This window comes from Candidatus Hydrogenosomobacter endosymbioticus, assembly GCF_021654655.1.
Classification (GTDB): Bacteria; Pseudomonadota; Alphaproteobacteria; order Holosporales; family GW7; genus Hydrogenosomobacter; species Hydrogenosomobacter endosymbioticus.
Genome location: NZ_AP025225.1, coordinates 134,842 through 160,281 on the forward strand (window position 1 = coordinate 134,842; position 25,440 = coordinate 160,281).

Below are 25,440 nucleotides of genomic sequence, written 5' to 3' on the forward strand. Positions count from 1 at the left end.
GGTTCCACTTAACATAAAGTTAATACTTTTCTATCATAGATAGTAGAAAAAAGTTTTATCTCGGAGGTATCTTTGACCGATTGTGGAGTTTGTGTGTCTGCTGGAGGGTTGTCACTTTGGGCGATGTTTTTGCAGGCAGATCTTGTGGTGAAGTCTGTAATGGTTCTTCTTGCGCTTCTTTCTGTTCGTTCTTGGACTGTTATATTTTCAAAATTCATGTCTATAAAGAGAGCGCGAGAGGAAGCTGAGGAAGTAATGGACTATGCGGACCAACGCGATATTCTGGATGGAGGGATTCATATGGCGACTGGACTCAGCGGTTCGTTTGCGGATCTTATGGTTTTGTCTGTTCAAGAGACTCAGAAAGCAAAAGATTATGGTTCTGCAGGCTTGTCCATGTGGCATCAGCATTTGTTGCAGCTCATGGGGGTTATAATGGAAGAGCAAAAAGACGAGCTGCACAAAGGGCTAGGATTTTTAGATTGGTGCGCTGCCGCGTCTCCATTTATAGGTTTATTCGGAACGGTTTGGGGTATCATGCATAGCTTTCATGTCGCCGTATCTGGAAAAGCTGATATTGCAGTGATAGCTCCTGGAATGGCAGAGGCATTATTCGCCACAGCAATGGGGCTTGTTGTTGCTATACCGTGCTTAATTGCATATAACAAGCTGTCTTTAGAGGTGATCCGCTTTACATTGAAAATGGAGAACTTTGCTCAAGAATTAAGTGCAGCAGCACTTCAAAAAGTCTGCACTAGTAAATCTGATTTTCTATAGCTTGGGGGTTTGTTATTATGGGAAAATCGTCGTTTAGTTTATTTGGAAGCGGTGCAAGCTCTGCTCTTTTTAAGACCGGAGACACGAAGTCAAAAATAAACGTCACTCCATTTGTAGATGTTATGCTTGTGCTTCTTGTGATATTCATAACTGCAGCTCCTGTAATAAAAAACAATATAAACGTTGACCTTCCAGAATCAAGTGCAGCACCAGCTACCTCAGAAAAAAAGCCTTTATCCGTAAGCCTGGATAAAGACGGGAAAATATTTCTTGATGACAAAGAACTAAGCAAAGATGAGCTTTTTCATGCTCTGTCTTCCATGGAGGATGCGAAAAGCGAAAGGATACACCTGTTTGCAGATAAGTCTTTGTCCTACGCGCAGGTGGTGGATGCTATGAATGCTATTGTAGCCGCAGGTTTTACGAAAGTGGCGCTTGTTACTGATGGTGAGAAAAAGTAGGAAAGAGCGAATAACATGAGCAATGATAAAAAAGGGTTTTTGCTATCGGCGCTTTTTCATGCGTTAATAGTCGCTTTTTGCTTTTTTGGCTCAATGTATATGAGCGATAAACTCAAAATAGAAGAAGCTCCTCCGTGCACAATTCCCATAGATGTTGTTGCAGTGAGCGATATATCAAAAGCCCCACCTTCAAGGCGAAAAGCCGAGGACCCGCCTCCTCAAGAGCATGCTCGCGATCCAGATCCCAAGAAAGAAGAACCTAAGGAAAAAGAAGTCAGGAAAGACGCTTCTATGGAAGAGCTAATACAAAAGAAGCTATCTGAAAGAAAAGAAAAATCACATGTAAAAGAAAAGCAAAAAGCGCAAGACAAAAAACATGATAAAAAAAAGATAACCAAGAAACAGCCGACCAAAAAAAATAATGTAAAAAAGTTGCGTGGACAAAAAAACAATTCTTCAGATCAGCAGGACTTTATGCGTTTTCTCAAGGACGTTAGGAAGGATAAGTCTGATGCTCCTGTTGCCGATACGCCTATGACTGACGATAACTCAAAGTCAAACTATGGGGCTTCGTCCGTTGGGGAGTTATCTATGAGTATAGTAGACCGAGTTAGGAACCAGCTTGAAAGTTGTTGGAGAATCCCGCTTGGAGCTCAGAATTCAGGAAACATAGTTGTAGTTGTACTTTTAGAAATGAATCCTGATGCAACTGTTAGAAAAGCTACAATACTTCATAATGAAGGGACAACAAATCACCCCATGTATAAAGTGGCAGCAGAAAGCGCTCTTCAAGCTGTGTTTCATCCAGACTGCAACCCCCTTGTGCTTCCGCTTGACCAATATGAAAAATGGAAGATTTTTAAATTCAGGTTCATTAGATGACAGAAATATATAATGTATAAACTTGATGCAAAAAATTAATTGCGGAATATGACATAATATGCCATGTATCATGTAATATAATTTTATTAAGCTAAAAGATGACCTTTTTTGTGTATTTTTTGTATGGTCGTGTTTTGCTTCCTATTGTATTTTTTGCAGCAATTTGTTAATAATACTTCTGTCATGGGGCGTATAGCTCAGCGGTAGAGCACTACGTTGACATCGTAGGGGTCATAGGTTCAATCCCTGTTACGCCCATGTTAGTTGCAGTTTTTTTTGTTTGTGCTTTCTGTTGTATTTTGTTTTTGGCAGCAAAGAGGCTCTGTTTTTAGAGGGTTAATTGTTTTTTTACTAGATCGATGATAATATGTCAGTACAGGTGTTATAGCGTTTTTAATTATGGCTTACAACATGGGCTCTTCGATAAGGAGCAGAGCAGAGGTGGGGCTTCGACAATACATAATGAATGTGTATGGATATATGGGGCTTGGGATTGGTCTTACTGCGGCGATAGCATTTTGCATTTATTCGTTTAGGCTTGACGGTCTTGCGGCCGGAGGGTCGATAATTGCTGCTTTTGCCATGCTTGGGATCGGTTTTTATTTCTCTTTTGCATGGAATAAGATCAGCTTTTTTAGGGCGCAGTCATTGTTTTGGGTATACGCGGCTCTTATGGGGATTTTTATTTCGCATGTATTCTATATTTACACTCCTATAAGTATAGTGAAGGCGGCTTTTGTAGCTGCATCAACGTTTGGGTGTGCGAGCGCGTATGGGCACGTTACGCAAAGAGACCTGACTTCTGTCGCGTCGTTTTTGTTGATAGGTCTTGTGGGCGTGATGCTAGCGAGCGTCGTTAATTTGTTTTTGTCTAACTCTGTTGTTGATTTTGTTATCTCTGTTGTCGGCGTTATGGTGTTTTTAGGTATTGCAGCGTATCAGACGCAGGCTCTTAAGCAGATGTACTTTAGGGCGCGCTCGGAGGAGGAGCAGAATAAGATGGCTATATTCGGAGCTCTTAATTTGTATCTTGCCATAGTTAATATTTTTATATTTCTTCTTCACCTTGTCGGAGAAAGAAAATAGTTTTTCTGTTTTTACAAATAAGATAAGATAGAAGTGATTTGAAAGCGCTTGGGGTTTTTGTATAGACCCTGGCGCGTTTTCTTTTATATCGTTTTTTGTAACGTATCTAATAGCGCGCGCTAATAGCGTTTAATAAAAATTAAACTTAAATCAAACCATGTTTTCATATTTTTTGAATTGGAGATTATGCAATGAATAGCAAAAATACACTATATGCACCTAAGCACAATATTGAGGATACACTGCCAGTTTGCGATAAAAAACGACGAAAAGTGATAGAAAAGTCTGGGAAAAACACGAAATCTGAGGCTTTATGCGGATTTGTTTCTGAAATAGAAGATCTGTTTCACAAAGCAATGGAGACAGGGAAACTTAGTGTTGCTCTTAAAGCCAAGGAAATGTTAGCAAAGATAAAGGGGTTGTTTCAGAAAAAGACTAGCGATATGAAGCCTGTTAGCCAATGGAGCGATGATGAAATCCAAGCCGTTATAGATGAGCTAGAACAAATGAGCGAGGAGGCTTCATAGAAAATTGTTATCATTTTGTTATAGAGGCGTTGCATGAGTTGCATACGTCGTTTTTCCCATTTTCTGCTTGCAGTTTTTTTTTGATTGTGTATCCTATCTAGATCGGGGCCCGTAGTTCAGCGGTTAGAACTCGCCGCTCATAACGGTGGTGTCGTTGGTTCGAATCCAGCCGGGCCCATTTTTTTCTCCCATTTTTGTTTGGATCTCTTTAGATTTCTTTGGACTTGTATTTTGTATTAAGTCTTAATCCTACGCATTTTCTTGCGGCTCTTCTTTTATTTTTTATTTTCTATGCAATGGAATTGCAAAATTAGCATCCTTGTATTATGTAATTGCTCGTATAGTAGCTAATGTTTTTTTGGTCTCTTATTAACGATCGTGGGCGAGGATGGTTATTTATCTGCTGTGTTTTATGACCATGTTGAGCTTCTGGTATTTTTGGCTAAATTCTTGAAGTGCGCGCAAAAAGCGTATTTCTATTTTTTAGATATGCTGTTATAATGCGCACATGTTCTTATGCTGTGTTTTGTCGAAGGGCTGTTTGTTATGGTTATGGTGCGGTTGCGGCAGATATATGAGGAATCTATTACGCCTGAGCTTATAAAGGAGTTTGGGTATTTTAATATTCATCAGGTTCCGAAATTAGAGAAGATAGTGATAAATATGGGGCTCGGCAGGAAAGACAAAAAAGTCGCTGAGGCGGCCATGGAGGAGCTTGCTGCTATATCTGGTCAGAGGCCGGTTAGGACCGTTGCTAGAAAGTCTATAGCGGGATTTAAGCTCCGTGAGGGAATGGATGTTGGTGTGAAGGTGACTTTGCGTAAAGCGCGTATGTATGAGTTTTTAGATAGGTTCGTTACCATAGCAATGCCTAGAATAAGGGATTTTCGCGGATTGTCGCTGAAGAGTTTTGATGGAAGCGGGAATTTGTCTGTTGGTATAAAGGAGCACTATATATTTCCAGAAGTTAATTACGATAGGGTTGACCATATTTTGGGTATGGACATATCTATTGTGACAACGGCTAAGACTGATGACGAAGGCCGTTCTTTGTTGCAGAAATTTGGGGTTCCTTTCAGGAGTTGAAGTTGTTTTTTGTGGTTGTATTATAATTGGAAGTTTGAGGGATTTGCGATGGCTAGAAAAGGTTCTATAGAGAGCAATGATTTTAAGAAGAGGCTTGCTAAGAGGTTTGCTGATAAGCGTGCGAAGATGAAGTCTGTTGTGATGGACAAGTCGGCTTCTATCGAAGAGAGGTTTAACATGGCTTTGAGGCTCGCGAAGCTTCCGAGGAACAGTTCTCGGGTTCGCGTGAGGTCCAGGTGTGTTTTGAGCGGAAGACCTCGTGCTGTATATAGATTCTGCAATCTTTCTAGGATAGCGTTTAGGGATCTTGCTACCAGCGGGAGGCTTCCTGGAGTTAAAAGGTCGAGTTGGTAAGCGGCTTGTGGCGGTTGAATTGTGTGAAAGTTTGAGGAGGAAAGTATGTCTTTTTCTGATCCGATAGGAGATATGATAACTAGGATAGTGAATGCTCAGCGTGCTGGACATGAGTTTGTCGTCGTTCCTGTATCGAAAATGAAAGAAAGTATAGCGAATGTTTTGCATAAGGAAGGCTATGTTTCCTCTGTGTCTATGGGCGATGATGGAAGGAGTTTGCTTATTGGGCTTAAGTATTTTAATGCTTCTCCGGTGATTAGGTATATGAAGCGTGTTTCGAAGCCGAGTGTACGAATATATTCTGGGGTTAAAAGGCTTCCTCGCGTTGCTAATGGGCTTGGTAATGCCGTGCTTACGACTTCTCGTGGAGTTATGTCTGATAATGACGCGAGGAATATAGGGGTTGGCGGAGAGGTGCTTTTTTATGTTGCATAGATTACGCTGTGTTTCGATTCTCTGTTGTGGTTTTTTGGCCTTTTTTGCGCCTTTTGGGGCTGTTTGTAGAGGTTTCTCTAGGTCTTTCAGTGTGTGGTGTATGTTGTCGGCTGGTTCTGTGGTGATTGCTGGTTTTTTTTATGATTTTGCGCTAGATGTGTTGATGCGGAAGCGTTGTTTCGGTTATATGATGATTGTGAGGGGGGGCTATGTCTCGTATTAGCAGAATGCCTATTGAGCTTCCGAGCGGTGTTGAGTGTCGGGTTGATGGGCGAGTGGTTGTGGTTTCTGGTGGAAATGGTGAACTTTCTTTTAGCGTTCCCGATGCTGTTAAGGTTGTTGTTGATGGGCGCTCGGTGTTCGTTCGGTCTGCAGATGACGTGAAGATATGCGACTTAACTAAGGAGCAGTCGTCTTTGTGTGGCACTGTGGCTAGGCGTATAAAAAACATGGTTGTTGGGGTTTCTAGTGGATTTGTTAAAAATCTAGAGTTGATTGGTGTCGGATATAAGGCGGAGTATCAGCCTCAAGCTTCTGCTATAAAGCTTAATTTGGGCTTGAGCCATAGCATAATGTACAGCGTTCCGAACGGAATCATGGTAAAAACCGATAAGCCAACTTCGATTGTTGTGTCTGGCGTTGATAAGCAACTTGTTGGGCAGGTTGCCGCAGAGATTCGCAAGTTTTGTCCGCCAGAACCCTATAAAGGTAAGGGAATACATGTTGATAAAGAGTTTGTTAGACGTAAGGAAGGCAAGGCTAAGTAGTTTTTGTTTAGTTTTGATGGAGGTTTGTTGTGTTGTATCGAGGTGATTCTGTTGTTAGAAGGGTTGCTAGGGTTAGGTCTAAGCTGAGAAGTCGAGCTGGTGGCCGTCCTAGATTGTCTGTGTTTCGCTCTGAAAGGCATGTCTATGCACAGGTTATAGATGACGCCGTTGGGAAAACTTTGGCTAGCGCTTCGTCTGCGGAGAAAAGCTTGAAATCTTCGGGCCTTTCTGGTGATTTTGCTGTGGAAAAAATGGTTGGCAAGCTTATAGCAGAGCGGGCTGCAGCGCAAAGCGTTTCTGAGGTTGTGTTTGATAGAGGTCGGTTTGCGTTTCATGGAAGAGTTAAGGCTGTTGCCGAGTCTGCCAGAGAAGGTGGGTTGGTTTTTTAGCTGTTGTTTATGGTTGCTGCAGTTTTTGTGTTTTTGTGTCCCCGTTTTGTGGGTGCGTTGTTGGGAGTGAAAGATGGTGCGAGAGAGGAGTTCAAAGCCTGCTGATAAGGAGCTTATTCGCCGTTTTGTGTCTGTGTCTAGGGTGTCTAAGGTTGTGAAGGGCGGTAAGAGGTTCAATTTTTCTGCGTTGGTTGTTGTGGGCGATGGGAAAGGGAGTGTTGGTTATGGTGCCGGTAAGGCTAGGGAGGTTTCTGATGCCTTGAGAAAGGCTGGGGACATTGCTACCAGGTCTATGCGAAGGGTTCCTCTTAAGGAGGGCAGAACGGTTCATCAAGACCATATGGCGTCGTTCGGTGCTGGTAAGGTTTTTGTGAGAAGCGCTCCGAAGGGAACGGGAGTTATCGCTGGAGGAGCTATGAGAGCGGTGTTCGAGGCTGTTGGTGTTCAAGATATTGTCGCGAAGGTTATAGGCTCTTCCAATCCTCATAATGTTGTGAAGGCTACTGTGAGGGCTCTTGAGGCGATACAGTCTCCTCGTATGGTTGCTAATAAGCGTGGTAAGAAAATATTTGAGGTATTTGGAGCAGCGCAGTCGTCTCCTAGAGAAAAGGTGGTTGGCTAGCAAAAGATGGGCGATGTGCGACGTGGTGTTGCTGTGGTAGAGTGTTTTTGCATGTTGTGCGTTTTGGTTTTATGGAGGTGATATGGCTGGAAGTAGATGCTGTTCTGATTGCGGTTCGTGCGTGATGGGGTGCGCAGGAGGTACTGTTAGGGTTAGGCAAGTCAGAAGCTTGATAAGGGAGGCGCGCTCCACTCGCGGTATTATTCGCGGGCTTGGTCTAGGGAAAATAGGCGCAGAGAAAGAACTCCCCAATATCCCAGAGGTAATTGGTATGGTGCGTAAGGTTCTTCATTTGGTAGAGGTGTATTGAATTTTCGTTTTTAGTTTGTCATCTTTAATTTGTGTGGGTGTTTAGCGGTGGTTAGTATGAGACTTAATGATATAAGGGATAATTTCGGAGCTAAAAAAAGAAGGAAGCGTGTTGGTCGCGGGATCGGGTCTGGTAAGGGGAAGACCAGTTGTCGTGGAGGCAAGGGGCAGACTGCTCGCTCTGGTGTTGCGATAAAAGGATTTGAAGGAGGCCAGATGCCTTTGCATAGGAGGCTTCCACACAGAGGATTTGTTAATTTTTGCGCTAAAAATTTCGCTGAGATAAACATATGCGATGTGCAAAGGCTGGTTGATTCTGGAAGGCTTTCTGTGGACAAGGTTGTTTGCATTGAAGAGCTTATTAATATCGGTGTTATAAAGGGACGGTTTGACGGATTACGCGTTTTAGGGCGAGGTGAAATTACCAGTAAGATGAATTTTCGTGTTGATGGCGCGTCTAGGAGCGCTATTGAGGCTATATCAAGCGCTGGAGGAGCGTGCGAGGTTGTTAGTCGCTGTAAGGAAGAAGTAGTTGGGAAATAGCTGTGGTTGCGTGTTGTTTTTTGTGTTGCCGCTGTGTTTTTTTTGTTTTAGGGGGTGGAAGTGGCGTCTGTTTCTGAGCAGCTGTTGTCTAATCTTAGTTGGAGTGCTTGGTCTAAGGCGAAGGACCTTCATAAGCGTATATGGTTTACTCTTGGGATCTTCGTAGTATATAGGTTTGGGACTTATATCCCGTTGCCTGGCATAGACCCAAACGAGCTGGCTTCTTGGACGCATCAGTATGCTAATGGGATCCTCGGGATGTTTAACCTGGTTTCTGGTGGAGCTCTGGGGCGTATGAGCATTATGGCGTTGAACCTTATGCCATATATATCTGCGAGCATAATAGTTCAGCTTATGACGGCTATATTCCCGCATTTTATTGCTTTGAAGAAAGAGGGGGAGAGCGGGAGGCGTAAGCTTAGTCAGTATACGCGTTATGGGACCGTCATTTTGGCGTCGATGGAGGCTATGGGTATTGCTTCTTGGATTTCTTCATACCCGAAGTTGGTTGTTGATTCTGGGCCGTTCTTTTTTGCTTCTACGGTTGTGACTATAGTTGGCGCTACTCTATTTTTGATGTGGCTTGGAGAGCAGATAACTTCTCGAGGAGTTGGCAATGGGTCGTCGATGATAATATATGCCGGGATTGTGGCTGGATTGCCTCCTAAAATGGTTAGCACGATAATGATGAGCAGGGCCGGCGGTGTTTCATCTGGAAGTGTGATGGCTACTGTGGCTATTATTATGTTTGTTGTAGTACTAATAATATTCGTGGAGAGGGCGTATAGGCGTGTAGTGGTTCAGCATCCGAAAAGGCAGGTTGGTAGGCAAGTGTATAGCTCTGAGCAGACTTATATGCCTATAAAGATCAATAGTACAGGGGTTTTACCTCCTATATTTGCTCTTGCGTTTTTGAGCTTTTTGAGAATCTTTGCTCAGTCTAGAATAGTGTCTGAAATATATCCTTTGCAGTTGTTTTTTAGGTATTTTTTTACTGAGGCGTGGTTGTTTATGCTGATAGAGATAGTGGTGATAGTGTTTTTTGCCTTTTTCTATACTCCGATAGTGTTCAACCCTGATGAAACTGCTGAGAATTTGAGAAAAAGCGGTGGGTTTATTCCTGGGTATCGACCCGGAAAGATGACGGCGGAATTTTTTTCTTATTTACTGACGAGGCTGACGGTGATAGGGGCGGCATACATATCGTTTGTTGTTGTTCTGCCTAGTTTTTTGAACTATATGTTCAAAATGGATTTTCCTTTTCAAGGTACAAGTTTTTTGATCGCCGTTGGCGTGAGCTTAGATATGATTACCCAGGTGCACTCGTATCTTATTGCTCACCAGTATGAAAATTTGTTGAGGCGGGGTAAGCGGTGATTAGTGATGTAATTGTCGTTCTGGGTCCGCCTGGCTCTGGCAAAGGAACGCAGGCGAGGGCGCTGTCTTGTAGCCTTGATGTTCCTAGTATAGGGATGGGCGATCTTCTTAGGCAGGAAATAGCTGATGGAACAGAGATAGGGAGACTGATACAGGCTGAAGTTGAGTCTGGGGGAGCTCCTGATACGGCGTTGGTTATGGATGTTTTAAATTCTAGGCTTAGAAAGATTAGTGCTGGCACTGTGATTTTAGAGGGATTTCCGCGTGATTTGGCGCAAGCAGAGGCGTTCGAGAGCGTGTTAAAAGACCTTAGAGCCAAGATTCTTATGGTGTTTTTATTGGTTGTTCCTGAAGAGGAGTTGGTTGATAGGGCTCTTCGCAGGTATAGCTGCAGCGGGTGCTCTGCTATATACTCTGTAGGAAAGCGAGATACCGCTGTTGATGGTGTGTGTGACGTGTGCAGATGTACAAAATTTACCAGAAGGTCAGACGATCAATCGCATATAATCAGGAAGAGGCTGATGCTTGACAAGAAAAAGGCTTCTGGTCTTATATCGTTTTATGAGGGAAGCGGGATGCTTATGTCAATGGACGGGTGTGCGCCTGTTGAAGAGATTAGCCGCGTAATGTCCAGAGTTATAGAATCAAAACTTTCGCTTTTGTAACTCGCGGAAATTTTATCGATTATGAATCGATATCCATATATGGAGAAAGTTGTCGTGGGCTGGATTATAGCCTGTTGTATTTGTTACTTTTGTGCGATGCATGCACAATCCTAAGCACTATGTGTTGTTTGGTTTTCTGGATTGAATTTTCATCGTATAATGCTAGAATCGAGTTGAGTCTTTCTTGCAGTGTTATAGTATGGTTAAAATAGTGTCTGATTCTTCGTTTGTTGAAGAAGTGCTCCAGAATAGTGGTGTTGTTTTAGTCGATTTTTGGGCTCCGTGGTGTGGGCCGTGTGTGCAGATGCTTCCTGTGATAGACGCAGTCTCTTCGTCGCTTCCTGACCTGAAGGTTGTAAAACTTGATGTGCAGGAAAATCAAGAGATTCCATCTGAATATGGTATTATGGCGCTTCCAACTCTTGTGCTGTTTAAAAACGGTGTAGAAGTTGGTCGTCATGTTGGGTTTTCCGATGAGCGTTCTTTGTTAGAGTGGATAAAAAGCTTGTCATGATCATTATAGTTTTTATTCCAGAAAATTATGGAGAAAATAGGTGAACGCTTCTCCTAGCCTTGTTCGTAGCGAATTGTTATTAGGGGTTCCTCATGGATTCTTTGGTATGTTTGGTGGAGTTAGCTTCGGTAGGCTTTGTCTTCTGAATGGTTCGCTTCAGAATGAAGATAGTAAAGCGAATGTTGCTGAGAATAGGCAAATCGCTCTCAGATACCTTGGGATAGAAAACCACAGGCTCTTGTTTGTTGACCAGCAACATACGAGCACTACGATAATTGCTAGCAGAGCCAGAACGACTTTCGATACTCCAGCTGACGCGATTGTGACTAAAGAGCGGGGCGTGGCTCTTGGAGTTCTGACTGCCGATTGTGCTCCTGTGTTGCTTTACGATGGCGACAATCAGATTATTGGGGCAGCTCATGCCGGCTGGAAGGGAGCTTTATACGGGATATTGGAGAGCGTGGTTTCTGCTATGGAGAGTATAGGGTCACATCCTCATAGTATAAAAGCTTCTGTGGGGCCAACCATTACGAAAAATAACTATTTCGTGAAAGAGGATTTCGTAGAGTTGTTTTTGCAGAATGATTCTGAGAGTGAGAAGTATTTTTCTGAAATTGGAGGAAATACGAAGTTTGACCTTCCTGGTTATGTTGCAGGAAGGCTGAGAAGGGTCATAGAAAGCGTCGAATTTGTAGAAGTAGACACGTTTTCTGGAGAATTTTTTAGCCACAGAAGAGCGATGCAGAAAGATCAATTTTCGGATGGAAGGTCTATGTCTATAATAGCGCTTCCGTAATCTTTGCGTGCGTTTTGCTTCATAATGCTGCGGGCTTCGTTTGGTTTTTTTGTACTGCAAATGGGAAATCGTTGGTTTTATGAGAGTTTTTCGGTTTATAGCCCCGAAGTTTTGGTGGAAGAGGGGGCTTGTTGCTCGGTCGGTGAGTTGCGTTGTGTTGGGCCCTTTTTCGCTACTATATGCTCTGATTAGCAGAGTGCATTTTTTTGTGCGATCTATTAGAGCGACCAGATGCACTTTTCCAGTGCTTTCTGTTGGAAATGTTGTCGTTGGCGGATCTGGAAAAACTCCTGTCACTATCGCGCTAGCAGAATTGCTTAGAGAGAATGGTAAGAATCCAATTATTGTAACCAGGGGATATGGTGGAGATATATTTAAAAATGCTGGAGTTACTTCAGGGCGGTTTTCAAGATGGTTTTGTTTGAGTTTTTATAAAAGCATAAAACCAAATGAAAAAAGCGCCGCTACACCAGAAAAATCGACCATGGTTGTGAATGGCGCTGTGTTGGTTGACGAGAAAATTCATTCGGCTAGAGAAGTTGGTGACGAAGCGATGGTTCTCTGCAAACACGCAAGTACCGTTGTTGCTAAGGATAGAAGGTTAGGTATTGACCTCGTTAACTCTTTGGAATTTCCAGAAAACACAGCGGTTATTCTAGATGATGCGCACCAAAACTCATCAATAAAAAAAGATGTCAGCATTATAGTGGTGAACAGTAAACAGATGTTTGGCAATGGATTTGTTATTCCATCTGGCCCTTTGCGTGAACGAATAAGCTCTGGAATTGCAAGGGCTGATCTTGTTGTGTTTGTGTATGACGACGAGAGAGAGAAAAATCGTGCTCGCGAATTATGTAAATACGGACGTCCGATCATCTTCGCTAGGTCGTCTTTTTATGTTGATATAATGAGAGGGGCGCGTGTGGTTGCATTTGCAGGTATTGGGTTTGCCGATAGGTTTTTTGATACTCTTTGCGCGCTCGGCCTTGAAGTTGTAAAATTTATCCGATTCGAAGATCACCATGAGTATGACGTAAGAAATGAAAAATGCTTGCTGCAGCTTGCGCGAAGTAATGACGCATTTTTGGTCAGCACGCGAAAGGACTATGTGAAATTTTCTTCGTTATTTTGCAAACAGGTTCACGTTGTTGACCTTTTTATATCTTTTAGCGGTTCAGTATTAACGCCAGCAGGGGAAGAAATTTATGTTGGGACTAGTGGGGTTGTAAAGTTTTTTACATAAAATTTGCTTTTTTTTATTAATTATGATTACAATAGACCTGCGGGCTCTGTAACGATAGGTATTTGCGTGAAAAAAAGTTTTAACTTTCTAACTTGTTTTATTTTTTGTATTGTCTTTTTTAGTTCAGAAGAATCTTTTGCAGGAAAAAAAAAGCATGGCCTGAGCAATAAAGAGAAAAAAGAAAAAAGAGAGAAAAAAGAAAAGAAAAAGGAGTGGGAGGAATGCAATAAACAAACCAAATTTCCTATGGTCATACAGTGGGAAAAGTATATAGCGCAGGTGGAAGAGATTAAAAATTCTAATGAAGCAGACCTGCAGCTTGAAAAGCAAAAACTAGAGATCGCTATAAATGAGAAATTCAAATGCGACGACGAGCAGCGGGAGATGTTAGCTGAGAAGTGGAAGCAATATGTAGAGTTGCTTCGCGGCTTTGACGGAACTAGAAAGGAAAAACAGGAGCTTGAGGATATTTTTAACACACAAATGGAAGAACTGTTAAAAGGATCTATGGCGGAAGAAAAGCAAGAGCACGAGGAATTTTTAGAAAGTCTGAAGCTTTTAAGAGATCTATCATCAAATGATTATAAACTGGAAAACAATCAAACAAATAGTCAGTCAAAAAATCAGACTGGGAATCAAATTTATATGAATGCATATAATCACCTTTACATGAATAATGGACAAGAAGAGGAAAAACAACAAACTCAAAGTGTTGGCGACACTCTAAGCGATGAAGAGCAAAAGAAGCAGGCATGTAAATTTGTTATTAGCCTTTTCCTAGGAAATTCGGATATTTTGTTGCAGCAATCTGTTGTAAATTCGACAAAGCTGGGGCTAATGGGGGAAAAATATTCAAATATTATTAAAGAAGTTGGGCGCCTCTACACAAATATGGATTTTTTGTTAGACCTAATAAAAAAGGTCGGTTCGGAAATGGCAGATGATTATGTGAAAAATACAGGAAAGGAAGACGAAAAATCCTTTAAGATGCGCGCCGCAATCAATAGTTTTGACAGAATTTTCACAACTGACGTGAAAGGATGTAAATTTCCCAGGACGACAGAAGCTATTCTAGATGTGTGCGAGAAAATCGTTTTTAAAAATACAGATGGAGCTGCTAGCGTATTAAATGATCTGAAAAAAGAGGATTTTCTTTCTTATCTTGAAGCTGTTAGCATTTTGTCTAAAGAAAACAAACTAGGGAATTTGGAAAGCGTATTCAAGCAGGAAAGAGCCTCATTTGTAATTCAGTGTATTGAAGAATTGTCAAACGAGATAGTTGACAGCGAGTTCCAAAAGGAAGAGCCAAGGGCAAGCTCCAAAGAGCTTAAAAGGGTCATGTACGAAATAATGGAAAAGAAGTATATGTAGTTATTATTGCGACGTTTGCGTTAGTTTTTGAACTGACGCTTATGTCACGATAACTGGCGCCTCTCCTGGGGTGCCAGTTACTCTATAATCAGCTTTGCGCAACCAATTCTCCAGTCAAAACTCTCGCGCTATTCATGCAATTCTCGAGCTATAGATTCGCATATTTTTTTTGCATCTGAGTAGATCATAAATGTTTTATCGCTATGGAACAGAGGATTGTCAACTCCTGAATATCCAACTCCTCCTGCAGATCTTTTAACAAACAGTACGCAACGAGCCTTGTCCGCGTCAAAAACGGGCATACCATATATGGGACTCGATTTGTCTGTTCTAGCAGATGGGTTAGTGATGTCATTAGCTCCTATAACGAATACGACGTCTGTTTGAGGCATATCATTGTTAATATCGTCCATTTCAAAAACATCTTCGCTTGGGATGTTAGCTTCCGCTAGAAGGACGTTCATATGTCCAGGCATCCTTCCGGCCACTGGATGTATCCCATAACGAACTGTAACTCCTATTTTTTTTAGCAGGTCTGCCATCTCTTTAAGAGCATATTGTGCATGAGCTGCAGCCATTCCATACCCAGGTATTATCACTATGGAATCAGCGTTTTTCATAATAAAAGCCGCTTCCTCAGCTGCTGCAGTTTTTGGCGCATTTATTGCCGAATTAGTTTCTCCGCTCTTAGTAAAAGTTTTCGTTGAGCTGCGTGAGGTTGTATTCTTCATACTGTCCGAAAATATGCTAAACAAAGAGCGGTTCATTCCGATGCACATCACATAGCTAAGCATAGCTCCGGAAGCTCCCACTATAGACCCTACCACTATGAGCAAAAAGCTCCCGCCAAATTTTCCAGAAGATGCAAAACCTAGGCTTACAGCAGCCCATCCAGATAACGAATTCAGAATAGATATCACAACAGGCATATCAGCTCCTCCAATCGGTACAACGAGGAATACTCCAAGCGCACACGCAATAATCGAAAGCGCAATAAGCATTGTAACAGACGGAAAGACCATGAATAAAAACAAAAATATCCCCTGTATAAAACACAGGACGAAAAACCATATCGGCTGATCACTTATGATCGCCGAGCGCGACAGGATACCTTGCAGTTTACAAAACGCTATTATAGATCCTGCAAACGTGACCGCTCCTATTACGGCTCCGCCTCCGATATCAAGAGCAGACATAGCCGTGATCGATTCTAAGATTTGTTCACTGCCAACGCTATTTACAGCAGTAGAAGAAAGAGCGAGCATGAAAATAGCTATCAAAACTGCCGCTAATCCAACAAGGCTGTGAAACGCGGCCATAAGCTGGGGAAGAGAAGTCATTTTTACCATATACGTCCATGCAACGCCAACTGCGCCACCTGCCAAAAACACGGCCGTATATCTTGCAAACCAATAATCAAAGGAAACGCATCCCAAAAGAGCTGCTCCTATCCCAACAGCTCCAGCAGCAACTGCTTTTCTTGAGCTGCTTATAGAAGAAAGCATACTAAAAGACACTACAACAGCAGCCATAGCTAAAACATAGGCAATCAAAACAAAAACGCTAAACATCTAAACCCCTATAAACATTTTTGCTGTTTCTCTTACAGCAGTTTATTTTATTCATTGCGCGCACTAGCAGATCTAGGGCTTTTTTTCCTGGGCATAAACATAGAAATCATTCTATGGGTTATAAAAAACCCACCAAAAACATTTATACCAAGGATAAAAACCGACAACATATTAACAGCCGAAAATGAATCTATGCTGGAAGCGCGCCAAGCACTTACTTTTTTATCAACATCAAATTTTCTATAATCGCTTGATTTTCCGTCCTGTATATAATCCGAAGCTTCATATGTTGTTTTAGAGTTCGCGATTTGGACCTCTTTATTGTCTATATTTGAGACTGAGCGCCTCAGATCTGCAGAATTTCCATATTTTATCCCAGAAGAAATTGCAATAACTATTATAATGCTCGATATGGCATTAGTAAGGCTCATCAGAGGTGCGTGTAAAGAGCCGCTTACCCTTGAGACTACGAAATAACCTAGAAACACAGACAAGACCAAAATGATCACGGGGTATGAAGCGACTCCATCGCAATAACCAGAGGCTGCTGAGCTGGGAACAACGCCAGAAAAACACAAAAACATCACAGTCATAAAAAATACCTCTCTAATCTTCTACTATTTTCTTCATTTCATCGAGAAATCAAAGTGCTTTCCAAAAGCTCGTCGTCGAGCCTATATTTCCTGATGTCATCCCCACCATTAAGCAGCTTCACAAATTCGAACAGGTTGCGTGAATACATTGAACTCGCATCTTTAGAAACTGCATTAAGTCCATATTCTGGTCCAACTACAGTTACCCCATCGACGGACAGAGAGCGCCCCTTTTTGCTAAGTTCGCAGTTTCCGCGCATAGTATCATTAGCATTAACTTCATAGGCCCTGTCTGAGGCTATATCTATGATAACTGACCCCTTTTTCATTTCAGATATAATGCTTTTATCTATGAGAAGAGGTGGCTCTTTTCCTGGTATCAAAGCGCTGCATATCACTATGTCGGAGTTTTTGGCGGCAGATGCTATGCTGCTTCGCTGCTTAGACCTATATTCTTCGCTCATTTCAGAAGCGTACCCAGAGCTGGATTCCGAAGACTCGCTGTCTGGATCAACGGACACAAATTTTCCTCCAACGCTTTCAACCTGCTCTTTTGCAGACGATCTTACGTCGAAAGCAAAAACATTTGCCCCAAGTCTTTTTGCCGTCGCTATGGCTTGTAGACCAGCCACTCCCGCTCCAAGAACCAAAACACGCACGCCTCTAGTGCTTCCAGCAGAAGTCATAAACACTGGAAATACTTTTCGAATGTGATATGTCGCAAGTAGAACTGCAGCATACCCATAGAGATTATTTTGAGAAGAAAGAACATCCATGCTCTGAGCCCTAGAAATTCTCGGTAACAGTTCTAGACTGAACGCAGACACCCCGTTTTTTCTAAGCAAGGAAGAGAATTTGCATGCAGAGCCTCCGAGCATACCAACTATACAGCTGTCCTTCGGTATACGAGACACCATATCGTCGTTATGGGCTCCAACAAGAAGAAAGATTCCGCTATCAGAGTAAATCCTGTCGCTGTCGACACAGTGTGCTCCAGCTGAAGAATATTCATCATCGCTGAAAAATGACTTTTCACCAGCTCCGCGCTCTATATAGACATGCGCGCCTCCGTCAACAAATCTTTTCGCAATGTCAGGAGTAAGAGCAATCCTGTGATCTTCCTCCGGGCTCGTCCTCGGTACAAAAACCTTCATAAAACAAACTATAAAAACAAGAACTAGCGAATGCTATCAGAATTGGTATTTTTTTACAATTTATTAAGTTGAAAAACTTTTTAGGCGGCAGGAGCACTGAAGGTTGCGCAACCGCTTCTCTATAGTAGGCAGAGCCTCTAGCCACAGCGCGAATGCAGGGGTGTTTTCATGGTTTTTTATTCAGAGTTAAGAGATCCCCGCGCAGCTCTGCTCCGCATTCTTCCGCAGACTTGACTATAGAAAGCATCATAGACCGTAAGTCATTGTCTGAGAACGCTTTATCTTTTGGCTGGAATGTACACCTTATGGAAACAGATTTCTTTCCAGTTCCAACCTTCTCCTCGTCAGAGAAAATGTCTATGAGAGAAATTCCGACCGTTTCCATAGTGACAGATCTTGATAAAGCGCTGAATAATTCTCCAATTTGGTAATTTTTGTCTATTACGAACGACAAGTCTTTTTCTACCTGCTGTAGTTGGGGGATAATGTAGGGTGGCTTTGGAAAGGAAACAGAGAACTCTGGCATATAAGAAAGGTTTACTTCGAATGCAGCAATTTCTAGCTTCTCATCAAATTCGCGGTCTATCTTTGGATGAATCTGTCCGCATACAGCGATTACTTTGTTACCTGTGTAGTAGGTGAGAGATCGTCCTGGATGAAACCATGAAGGACCTCCATTTTTTATAGAGCTCCATTTTACGCCGCAACAAAGCAGTATTTTTTCCACTATTTCTTTAGAAAAGAACAGAGATTGCTCGCGTGCACTTGTAGTTGGGATGATCCCGCTAGCGGCAGTGTGTTCTCCATCGGAAGACTGCTCAAAAAACACTTTTCCTATTTCAAATATTGGAGAAAATTCGACATTTTTTCTTATGTGATATACGGCGTTGCTTAAAAGGTTAGGAATTATTGACGGACGCATAACAGAAAGTTCGCTGCTTATAGGATTTTTTAGCTCCATACCTTTTATGGCATCGCAGTTATGAGTGAAAAGATTGGCCATTCTGCGTTGCATGAAAGACCAAGTGATTGCTTCGAAAAACCCACAACTTATTAGGAGACTGCGAACGCGTCTTTGGATAAGCAGAGGACTTTTTAAAAGAGCCTCAGAATATAAAAAGGGGTTTGATGGAATGTCTGCATATCCATTGATTCGAAGTATCTCCTCCACATAATCTTCGGCGGATGGCCGTATGTCATTTCTCCACGAAGGAGCTATTATTTCGGCACCCTCCTGATCGTGAGATTTTATATAACACCAGAGAGAACACAGCCTTTTTAATATTTCATCATTACTTATGCTTGCGCCGCTGAGTTTTTTTACATCTGAATATTCGAATCGAAATGGATCTGCAACTCTAAGAGCTCTTGATGTAGTTTTAATTTCTGTTTGCGTTACAATGTCTGCGCCTCCGCAATATTCCGCAATCATGCTCGAACAAATTTTTACAGCCTTAGCACATCTGGAGTTGTCTACTCCTCGCTCAAACCTGAAGCTTGATTCACTTTTTATGCGGGATTTTCTTGCTGTTATAGCTATTGTTGACGCGTCAAAGTTCCCAGATTCTATAATGACGTTTTTCGTATCTTCTTTGCACGCTGTCCTTTCTCCTCCAAGTATTCCGGCGATTGATATAATCCCTTCGTCATCGCATACAACTATTGCTCCTTGGTCCAGGACATAGTCGACTCCGTCAAGCCCACGAAACTTTTCTTTATCATTTGATAAACGAACGTGTATTTTCCCGCGTATCTTATCAAGGTCATATGCGTGAACTGGGCGAGAAGAGTCGATACACAAATAGTTTGTGATATCTACTATCGGCGATATGGTCTTTAAGCCTATACTTGCAATGCGTTCGCTTATAAGACTACAGCTTGATTTATTATTGATTCCGCGCAAAGAGCACAGGCACAGCTCTGAGCATGCTTCAGTTAGGATTTCTCCCATGATTTCGACAGGTCGTTCGTCTGAGCAAATACATTTTTCATCGTCAAACTCGCGAAATCTATATGGTTTAAGAGTTCCGCATCCGAGAGAAGATAGCTCTTTTGCGATTCCCCTAACCCCAAGCAAGTCTCCTCTGTTAGGTGTAATCTCTAGTTCTAGTATAGGGTCATATGGAAGCAATGAACTTAGAGTGGTTCCTTCAACAGCGCTTTCGCAAAGCTCTATAATTCCCTCGGTTTCTTGTTTTAGGCCCATTTTCTCGAGCTTGCTTTCTATGCAAAGCTCTTTCGCAGAACACAGCATGCCTTCACTTTTAACTCCACGCACAGAACTTTCTTTTATGTGAACATGGGAGCCAGGAAGTATGCTTCCGGGAATAGCAAGTATGGTTTTCATTCCGGGCCGTACATTTGCTGCTCCGCAAACTACGCTTAGCTTTTTCTCGCCATATCTCACAGAGCAGACGCTTAGTTTATCCGCATTTTCATGCTTTATTACGTTCTCTATGTAAGCGATAAAAAAATTGTTTGCCCATTCGCTTCCTTCTTGAAGCGATGTCTCAGTTCCAGAGATAGAAAGCGATTCGCATATTTGATATGGGTGCAGGAGAAGATCTATGTGCTCTCTAAGCCAACTTAGTGTTACTTTCATAAAAAAATCAATTCACAGCGGTGCCTAGCCATCGCAACATTCTACACTTAAAACTGTACAATAGGGAGGTCTTGCGGAGGCGTATTCTAAAATTGTTTGTGAGGCAATAAAATAACAGTTAGAAAATACTAAAAGCTAAAGCCTTTTGCAAATGATAAAACTGAAAGAAACGAAATTTTTGCGAAATAAGAATATGAAGTCGTCGTCAGCAAGGTGGATTTCGAGGCATATAAAAGATGAATATGTTATTGCTGCTAAGAGGGAAAAATACCGATCGCGGTCGGCGTTCAAGCTTATTGAAATACATGAAAAGGAGAATATATTCAGTCGCAAATGTTTGTCTGTTTTGGACCTTGGGTGTTCACCAGGCGGGTGGAGTCAAGTTGCAACGAGGATTTTGGAAAATAATATTAATAATGTCACCATAGTGGGAGTTGATTTGATTGGCATGGAGCCGATAGAAGGAGTTAATTTTATAGCAGGAGATTTTTGTGACTTAACTATTCAAAAATCGATAGTATCTTTCAAAAATAAGTTTGACATTATAATGAGTGACATGGCTCCAAATACTATCGGTCACAAGTCCACAGACATGATTAGGTCTGCCGCGCTGATAGAGCAGGTATGCGAATTTGCCGACAAGTATTTATCAGAAGGAGGAACCCTTGTGTTTAAAAGTTTTTGTCAGAACATAAGCCAGAATTCGCAACAGTTTTTGAAGTCTAATTTTGCGTATTTTAAAAGAATAAAGCCAAAATCAAGCAGAAAAGAATCTATAGAAGTGTATTTTGTTGCAAAAAATTTTAACGGTAGGAAAAAATCTTCTACAAATAATTTGCTATAGCACTTTATGAGAGCTTGGATACAAAAAATATGCGCTATCATGCGCTATCTTTGTGATGGAAGTCTTTTGTTTACGCGTTATTTTTGATATACAATTTATGGAAGGAGTTCATATGCGCTATTGTGCTTTTTTCGTCTATAGCTATAATCTTCATCAGTATAAGGTTTTTGATTATAGGCGAAGCGAAAGAGAGTCTGTGTGGTGTATAGAGCGGTCGAACTTTATGGTAGATAACAAGGATGGTTGTTCTGGGCAACCTGGGTCTGGAGAGGGTTCTTTTAGACGGGCCGGGGTCTTGTCGCTTTTTTGTGTGGGCTCCGAGCTGGCTGTTGGGATAGTGTTCTGTGTTTTCGTTTCATGGTGGATCGGGTCTTTTTTTCATTTATCCAATTTTTGTAAAATAATGATAGGATTCACATTGGGTATGTCGCAGAATTTTTTTGTGCTCTATAGGATAGCGAAAAGGAAGTAAAATGCATCCTCTGAAACAGTTTGAGATTCACACGCTTATTCCTATAGACGTTTTCGGAATTGATCTGTCGTTTACTAATGCTGCTGCTTTTATGATGTTGGCTGCGGTTTTGCCATCAGCGTTTTTTTTGTTTTGTTTGCGTTGCGAGTCTATAGTTCCCGGTAGAGTGCAATCTGTTGGTGAGATGTTTTTTTATTTAGTCTACAGAATGCTTTCTGATATAAGCGGAGAGAAAGGGGTCAAGTTTTTTCCTTTAATATTCTCGATATTTATGTTTATACTAGCCGGGAATGTTTTGGGAATGCTTCCGTGGGCGTTTACATTTACGAGCCAAGTTATTGCTGATTTCGCGCTTGCGCTAGCTGTTGTTGTTGCAATTACAGTTGCTGGGATCGTTGTGAACGGCAATAAATTTTTTCGTGTGTTTTTGCCGAGGAATGTTCCCATTTGGATCTCGCCAATTCTTCTTCCAATAGAGATAATATCGTATTTCATTAAACCGTTAAGTCTTTCTGGTAGGCTGTTTGTTAATATGACGGCAGGGCATATAATGCTTAAGGTATTTGCTCATTTTATAGTGAGTATAGGAGTGTTTGGGGTTGTGCCGCTTGCTGTAGCAATAGTTTTGACTGCGCTTGAATTTTTTGTGGCGCTGCTTCAGGCTTATGTCTTTACTATAATGAGCTGTATTTATTTGAATGATGCGTTACACCCGCATTGAGATGGTGAAAAAAGGAGATGTGTTATGGACGTTAATGCTGTAATTGAGAGTTCTAAGTTAACAGCGGCTGCGATGGCGGTTCTTCCGCTTGCTGGTGTTGGGCTTGGTATTGGTGTTATTTTCAATGCTTTACTCAATTCTGTCGCGAGAAATCCGGAGGCGAAGGACAGTTTGTTTACTATGGGAATTTTAGGCGCGGTTTTGGCTGAGAGCATAGGGTTGTTCGCCCTTTTGGTATCTTTTCTCATTTTGTTCAGATAACTGCGTAAGGTGAGGAGTATCATATATGCCGCAGCTTGATCCGGTTTTTTACCCTTCGGTGTTGTTTTGGCTTTTTGTTTCATTTGCGCTTTCTTTGGTTCTTATGCAAAACTTAGTTCTTCCAAGATTTTTTCTGATAAAGAAACGAAGAGAAGACAAAGTTAGAGATCTGATGCTGCGAGCCGAGAAGATTCAAAGGTCTGCGGATGAGGCAAAAGAGATTGTTGAATATGCTGAAAAAGGCGCAAAAGCTGCTGTTGATAAAATAATAGAAGAAGCAAGCGAGGCGTGCAGGTCTAAATACGATGAGTATGTTTCTGATCTTGATGCTGCTATTGAAAAAAGACTATTTAGTGTGCAGAAGCACTTGGAAAACGAACGTAAGATTGCAATGAGAGATTCAGAATCATTAGCGAAATCTATATGCGGAGCTATTGTTGAATCTAATATAGGAATAAAAGATGCTAATGATATGAAGAATATAGGCGGAGGGGCAGGTGAGAGACCATATGAAGAGCAGCGCTCCGACGACTGAATTTATCTTAGACGGAGAGCTATGCTCAGGGTTCCTCTATAGGAGCTATAGATTTTATTGGAGATTGGTATGACGGTTTTCGTTGGTTCTTTTTTTCAAGATCCTGCGTTTGGAACGCTTCTTGCGTTTATGGGATTTGTCATTTTATTTGCAAAATTCGGAGTGAGGTCAGTTATTTCTGCGCTGGATTCTCATATAAACGAAGTTCGGGATAGCATAGACAAAGCAGAGCAGGCCCTTACACAAGCGGAGCAGTCTCTCGCTTCTGTTAACAAGATGGCGATAGAACAGAAAGAGAGGCGAGAAGAGATGCTTCGATATGCACACGCAAGGTCGAAAATTATTTTTCAGCAGATGAAGCAGCAGCTAGAAAACGTAGAGCGGGCGAGGGCGGCTATGGTTGAAACACAAATAGATGCAATGACTAGGAGTTTGAGGCTTGAGGTTACAAAAAGCTTGCTGAGAGAGGCGTTTAGTCAAGTTCGCGCTGTTGTATCTAAGCAGGATGCACAACTTGTGTCTGTGGAATTTTTTAGCAATGAGCTTGATTTAATAGACAAAATTTCGAGATAGAGATAAGGTTCAGCATAGTGAGCATAAAAAGAAAGGAAATGGAGTTTTTGTTGCGTAAATATGCGTACGAGCGTGATGTGGCAACACAAGATGCTGGTTGTTTGCTTATTTGCCGGACAGGGGGGGCATCATTTGCGGCTGCTTGCTTGCCTATCGTTTGTTTGGGAACGAAAAACGATTATTTTTCTTGCTTTTCTTTCTCTAATTCGTCCAGCGCTTCTTTTGCTATGGAATATGAGATACAACTTTTTTGCGCGATAAGGGCTAGTTCGTTGATTTTGTTTACCACAAGCTGGGCATAGCTAAAGGACCGGTCTATGCGAGAAGCGATAAACTTTGCGACTTCATGCGTGATGATAAGTTCGTTATCAGAAAGGCATTTACGAAGAACCGCTTCCAGCACGTTATCGTCAGGGAGGGAGATGGCCTCTGAGGGTACGGCTGCGACTCGTGACCTAAGATCTGGAAGTGATACTGACCACTTCGTTGGCGCTTCCTCTGCGAGAAACAAACAGAAAGCACTTTTGTCACGTATTGCTCTGCAAAGGTATAAGAGGGAGGCTTCAAAATTTTTTTCTGAAAAGTAGCGATTATGTATGCGAATTATATAGAGGCTTTCATTTTTATCTAACTCCGGTTTGTCTTTTATCAGAAGTATGTCTTTTTTTTCGATTAGCACAGCTGCTCCTCTTGCCCAAATTGCTGAGAGATGTGTTTTGCCAGATCCTTTTGGGCCATAGATGCACAAAAACCGATCGGGCCAGTTCGATGGCCATGAAGATACCCTTCTGAAAGCCATCTCGTTACACTTTCCAACGCAAAAGCTACCATCTTTGAATATGGGACTCCAACAAAGTGGCAGAGCCCGCTGTTTATAAGGGTTTTTCTCTTTCATGCTCTTTCATAGACGATATTTACTATTATTTACGACTTATTAAACTAATAATCAACATTATGAACCGCTAAACTGTTTTGCAAACATTACAAAGTTTATTCTGGTTAATCTGTGGAGCCCAGTTTATCGCGTATGCGCGGGTCATCGAATTTGAACACTTCGTCAGAAATAGGACAGTTCATTTTAACATTTCTTAGATTTACGACTATTGGCTTTGCCCCAGTAGGATGTATTATCCAGCCCTCAAGTCTAAGAGGATTTTCCCCGAATACGATTGTTATCTGTCCGTCCGAGGCTTTATTTTGTTTTAATGTTGCTATGATTTTGGTGTTGGATGCGCTTTGTACAATGCCAAGCACATTAACGTATTCTCTGAAAGCAGCGTTTGGTTGAAGAATGAAATATAGTGGCACGCTTTTAAGATCAATATAAGTTGTTCCTTTTGTCTTTTTATCGTATTGAACAAGCCATGTTCCAACAGTAATAATTTCCATTGGGCTATTGCTGTATGTGATCCTTGCTTTTCCAGGTTTTTTTATAAAAATTTCACCTTCCGCGACGTTTGCTCCATTTTCCGATATTTGCGAAAAATCAGCATGTACAGTTTTCATATTTACAAGTAATTTTTCATATTTTTTCAAATCTATATTTGATTTCTGTTGTTTTTCATCGATATAAGCTATGGTGTTTTTGATTGATGAACGGCTATTGTTGGACAAAGAAGGGAAAGCATTAGAGCATAGGGCATAGATAATGAAGTTTGTATACGCTGCGTATTTATACGACGTGTATGAGAAAAATGTCGATGAGCAAGAAGGAGATTTGGCTGTACGCTTGAAAAACAAAGATCTAAAAGCACGGTTCATAGTGGCCTCATTGGTTATCTATAGCTAGGAACCACATTACCATCTTGAATGCAAATTTGTCACTTATTTTTTCATATCAGTTAGTTGTTTATTGTGTCGTGTGATTTTTGCCGATCAATAACAGGAAAAATTTCTATTTTCGGATTTTA

32 protein-coding genes and 2 tRNA genes are annotated in these 25,440 nt (G+C 41.6%); 28 read left to right on the forward strand and 6 right to left on the reverse strand.

The window, feature by feature from the left end; translation table 11 throughout:
- Window positions 1–72 precede the first annotated feature (72 nt).
- The 21 genes from HYD_RS00640 (at window position 73) to HYD_RS00740 (ending at window position 14,204) form a co-directional block, all read left to right on the forward strand.
- A complete protein-coding gene (locus HYD_RS00640) occupies window positions 73–777 on the forward strand; it encodes a MotA/TolQ/ExbB proton channel family protein (protein WP_236865287.1) in 705 nt (234 codons plus the stop codon).
- A gap of 17 nt (window positions 778–794) precedes the next feature.
- A complete protein-coding gene (locus HYD_RS00645) occupies window positions 795–1,238 on the forward strand; it encodes an ExbD/TolR family protein (protein ID WP_236865289.1) in 444 nt (147 codons plus the stop codon).
- Between the two features lie 15 nt (window positions 1,239–1,253).
- A complete protein-coding gene (locus HYD_RS00650) occupies window positions 1,254–2,120 on the forward strand; it encodes a TonB C-terminal domain-containing protein (RefSeq protein ID WP_236865291.1) in 867 nt (288 codons plus the stop codon).
- A gap of 186 nt (window positions 2,121–2,306) precedes the next feature.
- Window positions 2,307–2,378: transfer RNA gene (locus tag HYD_RS00655), tRNA-Val, on the forward strand.
- Between the two features lie 141 nt (window positions 2,379–2,519).
- Complete coding sequence (locus tag HYD_RS00660; protein WP_236865293.1) at window positions 2,520–3,206, forward strand: Bax inhibitor-1/YccA family protein; 687 nt, start codon at window positions 2,520–2,522, stop codon at window positions 3,204–3,206.
- Window positions 3,207–3,397: 191 nt separating this feature from the next.
- Entirely contained in the window at window positions 3,398–3,733 is a 336-nt protein-coding gene (locus tag HYD_RS00665; RefSeq protein ID WP_236865295.1) for a hypothetical protein, read from the forward strand.
- 105 nt (window positions 3,734–3,838) lie between these two features.
- Window positions 3,839–3,911, forward strand: a tRNA-Ile gene (locus tag HYD_RS00670).
- A gap of 374 nt (window positions 3,912–4,285) precedes the next feature.
- Window positions 4,286–4,819, forward strand: a complete 534-nt coding sequence (gene rplE / locus HYD_RS00675) for a 50S ribosomal protein L5 (protein WP_236865829.1) — start codon at window positions 4,286–4,288, stop codon at window positions 4,817–4,819.
- A 48-nt stretch (window positions 4,820–4,867) separates the two neighbouring features.
- Window positions 4,868–5,173, forward strand: coding sequence for a 30S ribosomal protein S14 (rpsN, locus tag HYD_RS00680; RefSeq protein ID WP_236865297.1), 306 nt, complete (start codon window positions 4,868–4,870; stop codon window positions 5,171–5,173).
- Between the two features lie 45 nt (window positions 5,174–5,218).
- Window positions 5,219–5,608: a 30S ribosomal protein S8 gene (gene rpsH, locus HYD_RS00685; RefSeq protein WP_236865299.1), complete on the forward strand. Its 390-nt coding sequence runs from the start codon at window positions 5,219–5,221 to the stop codon at window positions 5,606–5,608.
- A gap of 209 nt (window positions 5,609–5,817) precedes the next feature.
- The gene (gene rplF / locus HYD_RS00690; RefSeq protein WP_236865300.1) at window positions 5,818–6,375 is read left to right on the forward strand and encodes a 50S ribosomal protein L6; all 558 of its coding nucleotides are present in this window, start codon (window positions 5,818–5,820) and stop codon (window positions 6,373–6,375) included.
- Between the two features lie 29 nt (window positions 6,376–6,404).
- Window positions 6,405–6,764, forward strand: a complete 360-nt coding sequence (gene rplR, locus HYD_RS00695) for a 50S ribosomal protein L18 (protein ID WP_236865302.1) — start codon at window positions 6,405–6,407, stop codon at window positions 6,762–6,764.
- 73 nt (window positions 6,765–6,837) lie between these two features.
- Window positions 6,838–7,386: a 30S ribosomal protein S5 gene (rpsE, locus tag HYD_RS00700; protein WP_236865304.1), complete on the forward strand. Its 549-nt coding sequence runs from the start codon at window positions 6,838–6,840 to the stop codon at window positions 7,384–7,386.
- Between the two features lie 82 nt (window positions 7,387–7,468).
- On the forward strand, window positions 7,469–7,696 hold the full coding sequence (gene rpmD, locus HYD_RS00705; protein ID WP_236865305.1) for a 50S ribosomal protein L30: 228 nt from the start codon (window positions 7,469–7,471) through the stop codon (window positions 7,694–7,696).
- A 56-nt stretch (window positions 7,697–7,752) separates the two neighbouring features.
- Window positions 7,753–8,238, forward strand: coding sequence for a 50S ribosomal protein L15 (gene rplO / locus HYD_RS00710; protein ID WP_236865307.1), 486 nt, complete (start codon window positions 7,753–7,755; stop codon window positions 8,236–8,238).
- A 60-nt stretch (window positions 8,239–8,298) separates the two neighbouring features.
- Complete coding sequence (secY, locus tag HYD_RS00715) at window positions 8,299–9,615, forward strand: preprotein translocase subunit SecY (RefSeq protein ID WP_236865310.1); 1,317 nt, start codon at window positions 8,299–8,301, stop codon at window positions 9,613–9,615.
- Complete coding sequence (locus HYD_RS00720; RefSeq protein WP_236865312.1) at window positions 9,612–10,280, forward strand: adenylate kinase family protein; 669 nt, start codon at window positions 9,612–9,614, stop codon at window positions 10,278–10,280. Before secY ends, HYD_RS00720 begins: the two co-directional genes overlap by 4 nt.
- Window positions 10,281–10,464: 184 nt before the next feature.
- Complete coding sequence (gene trxA, locus HYD_RS00725) at window positions 10,465–10,794, forward strand: thioredoxin (protein ID WP_272876444.1); 330 nt, start codon at window positions 10,465–10,467, stop codon at window positions 10,792–10,794.
- Between the two features lie 40 nt (window positions 10,795–10,834).
- On the forward strand, window positions 10,835–11,590 hold the full coding sequence (locus HYD_RS00730) for a purine nucleoside phosphorylase YfiH/LACC1 family protein (protein ID WP_236865323.1): 756 nt from the start codon (window positions 10,835–10,837) through the stop codon (window positions 11,588–11,590).
- A gap of 79 nt (window positions 11,591–11,669) precedes the next feature.
- The gene (gene lpxK, locus HYD_RS00735) at window positions 11,670–12,833 is read left to right on the forward strand and encodes a tetraacyldisaccharide 4'-kinase (protein ID WP_236865326.1); all 1,164 of its coding nucleotides are present in this window, start codon (window positions 11,670–11,672) and stop codon (window positions 12,831–12,833) included.
- Window positions 12,834–12,899: 66 nt separating this feature from the next.
- Complete coding sequence (locus HYD_RS00740; protein ID WP_236865328.1) at window positions 12,900–14,204, forward strand: hypothetical protein; 1,305 nt, start codon at window positions 12,900–12,902, stop codon at window positions 14,202–14,204.
- Between the two features lie 128 nt (window positions 14,205–14,332).
- On the opposite strand, the gene HYD_RS00745 is transcribed toward HYD_RS00740, so the two are convergent.
- The 4 genes from HYD_RS00745 to pheT all read right to left on the reverse strand — a co-directional run bounded on the left by HYD_RS00745 (window position 14,333) and on the right by pheT (window position 20,124).
- Window positions 14,333–15,775, reverse strand: a complete 1,443-nt coding sequence (locus HYD_RS00745) for an NAD(P)(+) transhydrogenase (Re/Si-specific) subunit beta (protein ID WP_236865335.1) — start codon at window positions 15,773–15,775, stop codon at window positions 14,333–14,335.
- Window positions 15,776–15,822: 47 nt separating this feature from the next.
- The gene (locus HYD_RS00750; RefSeq protein ID WP_236865337.1) at window positions 15,823–16,368 is read right to left on the reverse strand and encodes a proton-translocating transhydrogenase family protein; all 546 of its coding nucleotides are present in this window, start codon (window positions 16,366–16,368) and stop codon (window positions 15,823–15,825) included.
- 38 nt (window positions 16,369–16,406) lie between these two features.
- The gene (locus HYD_RS00755) at window positions 16,407–17,522 is read right to left on the reverse strand and encodes an NAD(P) transhydrogenase subunit alpha (RefSeq protein WP_236865339.1); all 1,116 of its coding nucleotides are present in this window, start codon (window positions 17,520–17,522) and stop codon (window positions 16,407–16,409) included.
- A gap of 166 nt (window positions 17,523–17,688) precedes the next feature.
- On the reverse strand, window positions 17,689–20,124 hold the full coding sequence (gene pheT / locus HYD_RS00760) for a phenylalanine--tRNA ligase subunit beta (RefSeq protein WP_236865340.1): 2,436 nt from the start codon (window positions 20,122–20,124) through the stop codon (window positions 17,689–17,691).
- Window positions 20,125–20,275: 151 nt separating this feature from the next.
- Between pheT and HYD_RS00765 the strand changes: the two genes are divergently transcribed.
- The 6 genes from HYD_RS00765 (at window position 20,276) to HYD_RS00790 (ending at window position 23,530) form a co-directional block, all read left to right on the forward strand.
- Window positions 20,276–20,968, forward strand: a complete 693-nt coding sequence (locus HYD_RS00765; protein WP_236865341.1) for an RlmE family RNA methyltransferase — start codon at window positions 20,276–20,278, stop codon at window positions 20,966–20,968.
- A gap of 112 nt (window positions 20,969–21,080) precedes the next feature.
- Window positions 21,081–21,440: a hypothetical protein gene (locus HYD_RS00770; RefSeq protein WP_236865342.1), complete on the forward strand. Its 360-nt coding sequence runs from the start codon at window positions 21,081–21,083 to the stop codon at window positions 21,438–21,440.
- Window position 21,441: 1 nt separating this feature from the next.
- Window positions 21,442–22,161, forward strand: a complete 720-nt coding sequence (locus HYD_RS00775) for a F0F1 ATP synthase subunit A (protein ID WP_236865347.1) — start codon at window positions 21,442–21,444, stop codon at window positions 22,159–22,161.
- Window positions 22,162–22,185: 24 nt separating this feature from the next.
- Complete coding sequence (locus tag HYD_RS00780) at window positions 22,186–22,422, forward strand: ATP synthase subunit C family protein (protein WP_236865349.1); 237 nt, start codon at window positions 22,186–22,188, stop codon at window positions 22,420–22,422.
- Between the two features lie 25 nt (window positions 22,423–22,447).
- Window positions 22,448–22,957 (forward strand): F0F1 ATP synthase subunit B family protein, encoded by a 510-nt coding sequence (locus HYD_RS00785; RefSeq protein ID WP_236865350.1) that lies wholly within the window; start codon window positions 22,448–22,450, stop codon window positions 22,955–22,957.
- 69 nt (window positions 22,958–23,026) lie between these two features.
- The gene (locus HYD_RS00790) at window positions 23,027–23,530 is read left to right on the forward strand and encodes an ATP synthase F0 subunit B (RefSeq protein WP_236865351.1); all 504 of its coding nucleotides are present in this window, start codon (window positions 23,027–23,029) and stop codon (window positions 23,528–23,530) included.
- Window positions 23,531–23,708: 178 nt separating this feature from the next.
- On the opposite strand, the gene HYD_RS00795 is transcribed toward HYD_RS00790, so the two are convergent.
- Together HYD_RS00795 and HYD_RS00800 are read right to left on the reverse strand one after the other, a co-directional pair.
- The gene (locus HYD_RS00795; protein WP_236865352.1) at window positions 23,709–24,425 is read right to left on the reverse strand and encodes a P-loop NTPase family protein; all 717 of its coding nucleotides are present in this window, start codon (window positions 24,423–24,425) and stop codon (window positions 23,709–23,711) included.
- Between the two features lie 104 nt (window positions 24,426–24,529).
- On the reverse strand, window positions 24,530–25,036 hold the full coding sequence (locus HYD_RS00800) for a LolA family protein (RefSeq protein ID WP_236865356.1): 507 nt from the start codon (window positions 25,034–25,036) through the stop codon (window positions 24,530–24,532).
- 142 nt (window positions 25,037–25,178) lie between these two features.
- On the opposite strand from HYD_RS00800, the gene HYD_RS00805 reads away from it, so the two are divergent.
- On the forward strand, window positions 25,179–25,319 hold the full coding sequence (locus HYD_RS00805) for a hypothetical protein (RefSeq protein WP_236865358.1): 141 nt from the start codon (window positions 25,179–25,181) through the stop codon (window positions 25,317–25,319).
- Window positions 25,320–25,440: the final 121 nt, after the last annotated feature.

What these genes read in the sequence shown, in the direction of transcription:
- HYD_RS00645 (WP_236865289.1), top strand. Translation starts at nt 795, where the DNA reads ATGGGAAAATCGTCGTTTAGTTTATTTGGAAGCGGTGCAAGCTCTGCT.
- HYD_RS00650 (WP_236865291.1), top strand. Translation starts at nt 1,254, where the DNA reads ATGAGCAATGATAAAAAAGGGTTTTTGCTATCGGCGCTTTTTCATGCG.
- HYD_RS00660 (WP_236865293.1), top strand. Translation starts at nt 2,520, where the DNA reads ATGGCTTACAACATGGGCTCTTCGATAAGGAGCAGAGCAGAGGTGGGG.
- HYD_RS00665 (WP_236865295.1), top strand. Translation starts at nt 3,398, where the DNA reads ATGAATAGCAAAAATACACTATATGCACCTAAGCACAATATTGAGGAT.
- rplE (WP_236865829.1), top strand. Translation starts at nt 4,286, where the DNA reads ATGGTGCGGTTGCGGCAGATATATGAGGAATCTATTACGCCTGAGCTT.
- rpsN (WP_236865297.1), top strand. Translation starts at nt 4,868, where the DNA reads ATGGCTAGAAAAGGTTCTATAGAGAGCAATGATTTTAAGAAGAGGCTT.
- rpsH (WP_236865299.1), top strand. Translation starts at nt 5,219, where the DNA reads ATGTCTTTTTCTGATCCGATAGGAGATATGATAACTAGGATAGTGAAT.
- rplF (WP_236865300.1), top strand. Translation starts at nt 5,818, where the DNA reads ATGTCTCGTATTAGCAGAATGCCTATTGAGCTTCCGAGCGGTGTTGAG.
- rpsE (WP_236865304.1), top strand. Translation starts at nt 6,838, where the DNA reads ATGGTGCGAGAGAGGAGTTCAAAGCCTGCTGATAAGGAGCTTATTCGC.
- rpmD (WP_236865305.1), top strand. Translation starts at nt 7,469, where the DNA reads ATGGCTGGAAGTAGATGCTGTTCTGATTGCGGTTCGTGCGTGATGGGG.
- rplO (WP_236865307.1), top strand. Translation starts at nt 7,753, where the DNA reads ATGAGACTTAATGATATAAGGGATAATTTCGGAGCTAAAAAAAGAAGG.
- lpxK (WP_236865326.1), top strand. Translation starts at nt 11,670, where the DNA reads ATGAGAGTTTTTCGGTTTATAGCCCCGAAGTTTTGGTGGAAGAGGGGG.
- HYD_RS00745 (WP_236865335.1), bottom strand. Translation starts at nt 15,775, where the DNA reads ATGTTTAGCGTTTTTGTTTTGATTGCCTATGTTTTAGCTATGGCTGCT.
- HYD_RS00750 (WP_236865337.1), bottom strand. Translation starts at nt 16,368, where the DNA reads ATGACTGTGATGTTTTTGTGTTTTTCTGGCGTTGTTCCCAGCTCAGCA.
- HYD_RS00755 (WP_236865339.1), bottom strand. Translation starts at nt 17,522, where the DNA reads ATGAAGGTTTTTGTACCGAGGACGAGCCCGGAGGAAGATCACAGGATT.
- pheT (WP_236865340.1), bottom strand. Translation starts at nt 20,124, where the DNA reads ATGAAAGTAACACTAAGTTGGCTTAGAGAGCACATAGATCTTCTCCTG.
- HYD_RS00765 (WP_236865341.1), top strand. Translation starts at nt 20,276, where the DNA reads ATGATAAAACTGAAAGAAACGAAATTTTTGCGAAATAAGAATATGAAG.
- HYD_RS00770 (WP_236865342.1), top strand. Translation starts at nt 21,081, where the DNA reads ATGCGCTATTGTGCTTTTTTCGTCTATAGCTATAATCTTCATCAGTAT.
- HYD_RS00775 (WP_236865347.1), top strand. Translation starts at nt 21,442, where the DNA reads ATGCATCCTCTGAAACAGTTTGAGATTCACACGCTTATTCCTATAGAC.
- HYD_RS00780 (WP_236865349.1), top strand. Translation starts at nt 22,186, where the DNA reads ATGGACGTTAATGCTGTAATTGAGAGTTCTAAGTTAACAGCGGCTGCG.
- HYD_RS00785 (WP_236865350.1), top strand. Translation starts at nt 22,448, where the DNA reads ATGCCGCAGCTTGATCCGGTTTTTTACCCTTCGGTGTTGTTTTGGCTT.
- HYD_RS00790 (WP_236865351.1), top strand. Translation starts at nt 23,027, where the DNA reads ATGACGGTTTTCGTTGGTTCTTTTTTTCAAGATCCTGCGTTTGGAACG.
- HYD_RS00795 (WP_236865352.1), bottom strand. Translation starts at nt 24,425, where the DNA reads ATGAAAGAGAAAAACCCTTATAAACAGCGGGCTCTGCCACTTTGTTGG.
- HYD_RS00800 (WP_236865356.1), bottom strand. Translation starts at nt 25,036, where the DNA reads ATGAAAACTGTACATGCTGATTTTTCGCAAATATCGGAAAATGGAGCA.
- HYD_RS00805 (WP_236865358.1), top strand. Translation starts at nt 25,179, where the DNA reads ATGAAGTTTGTATACGCTGCGTATTTATACGACGTGTATGAGAAAAAT.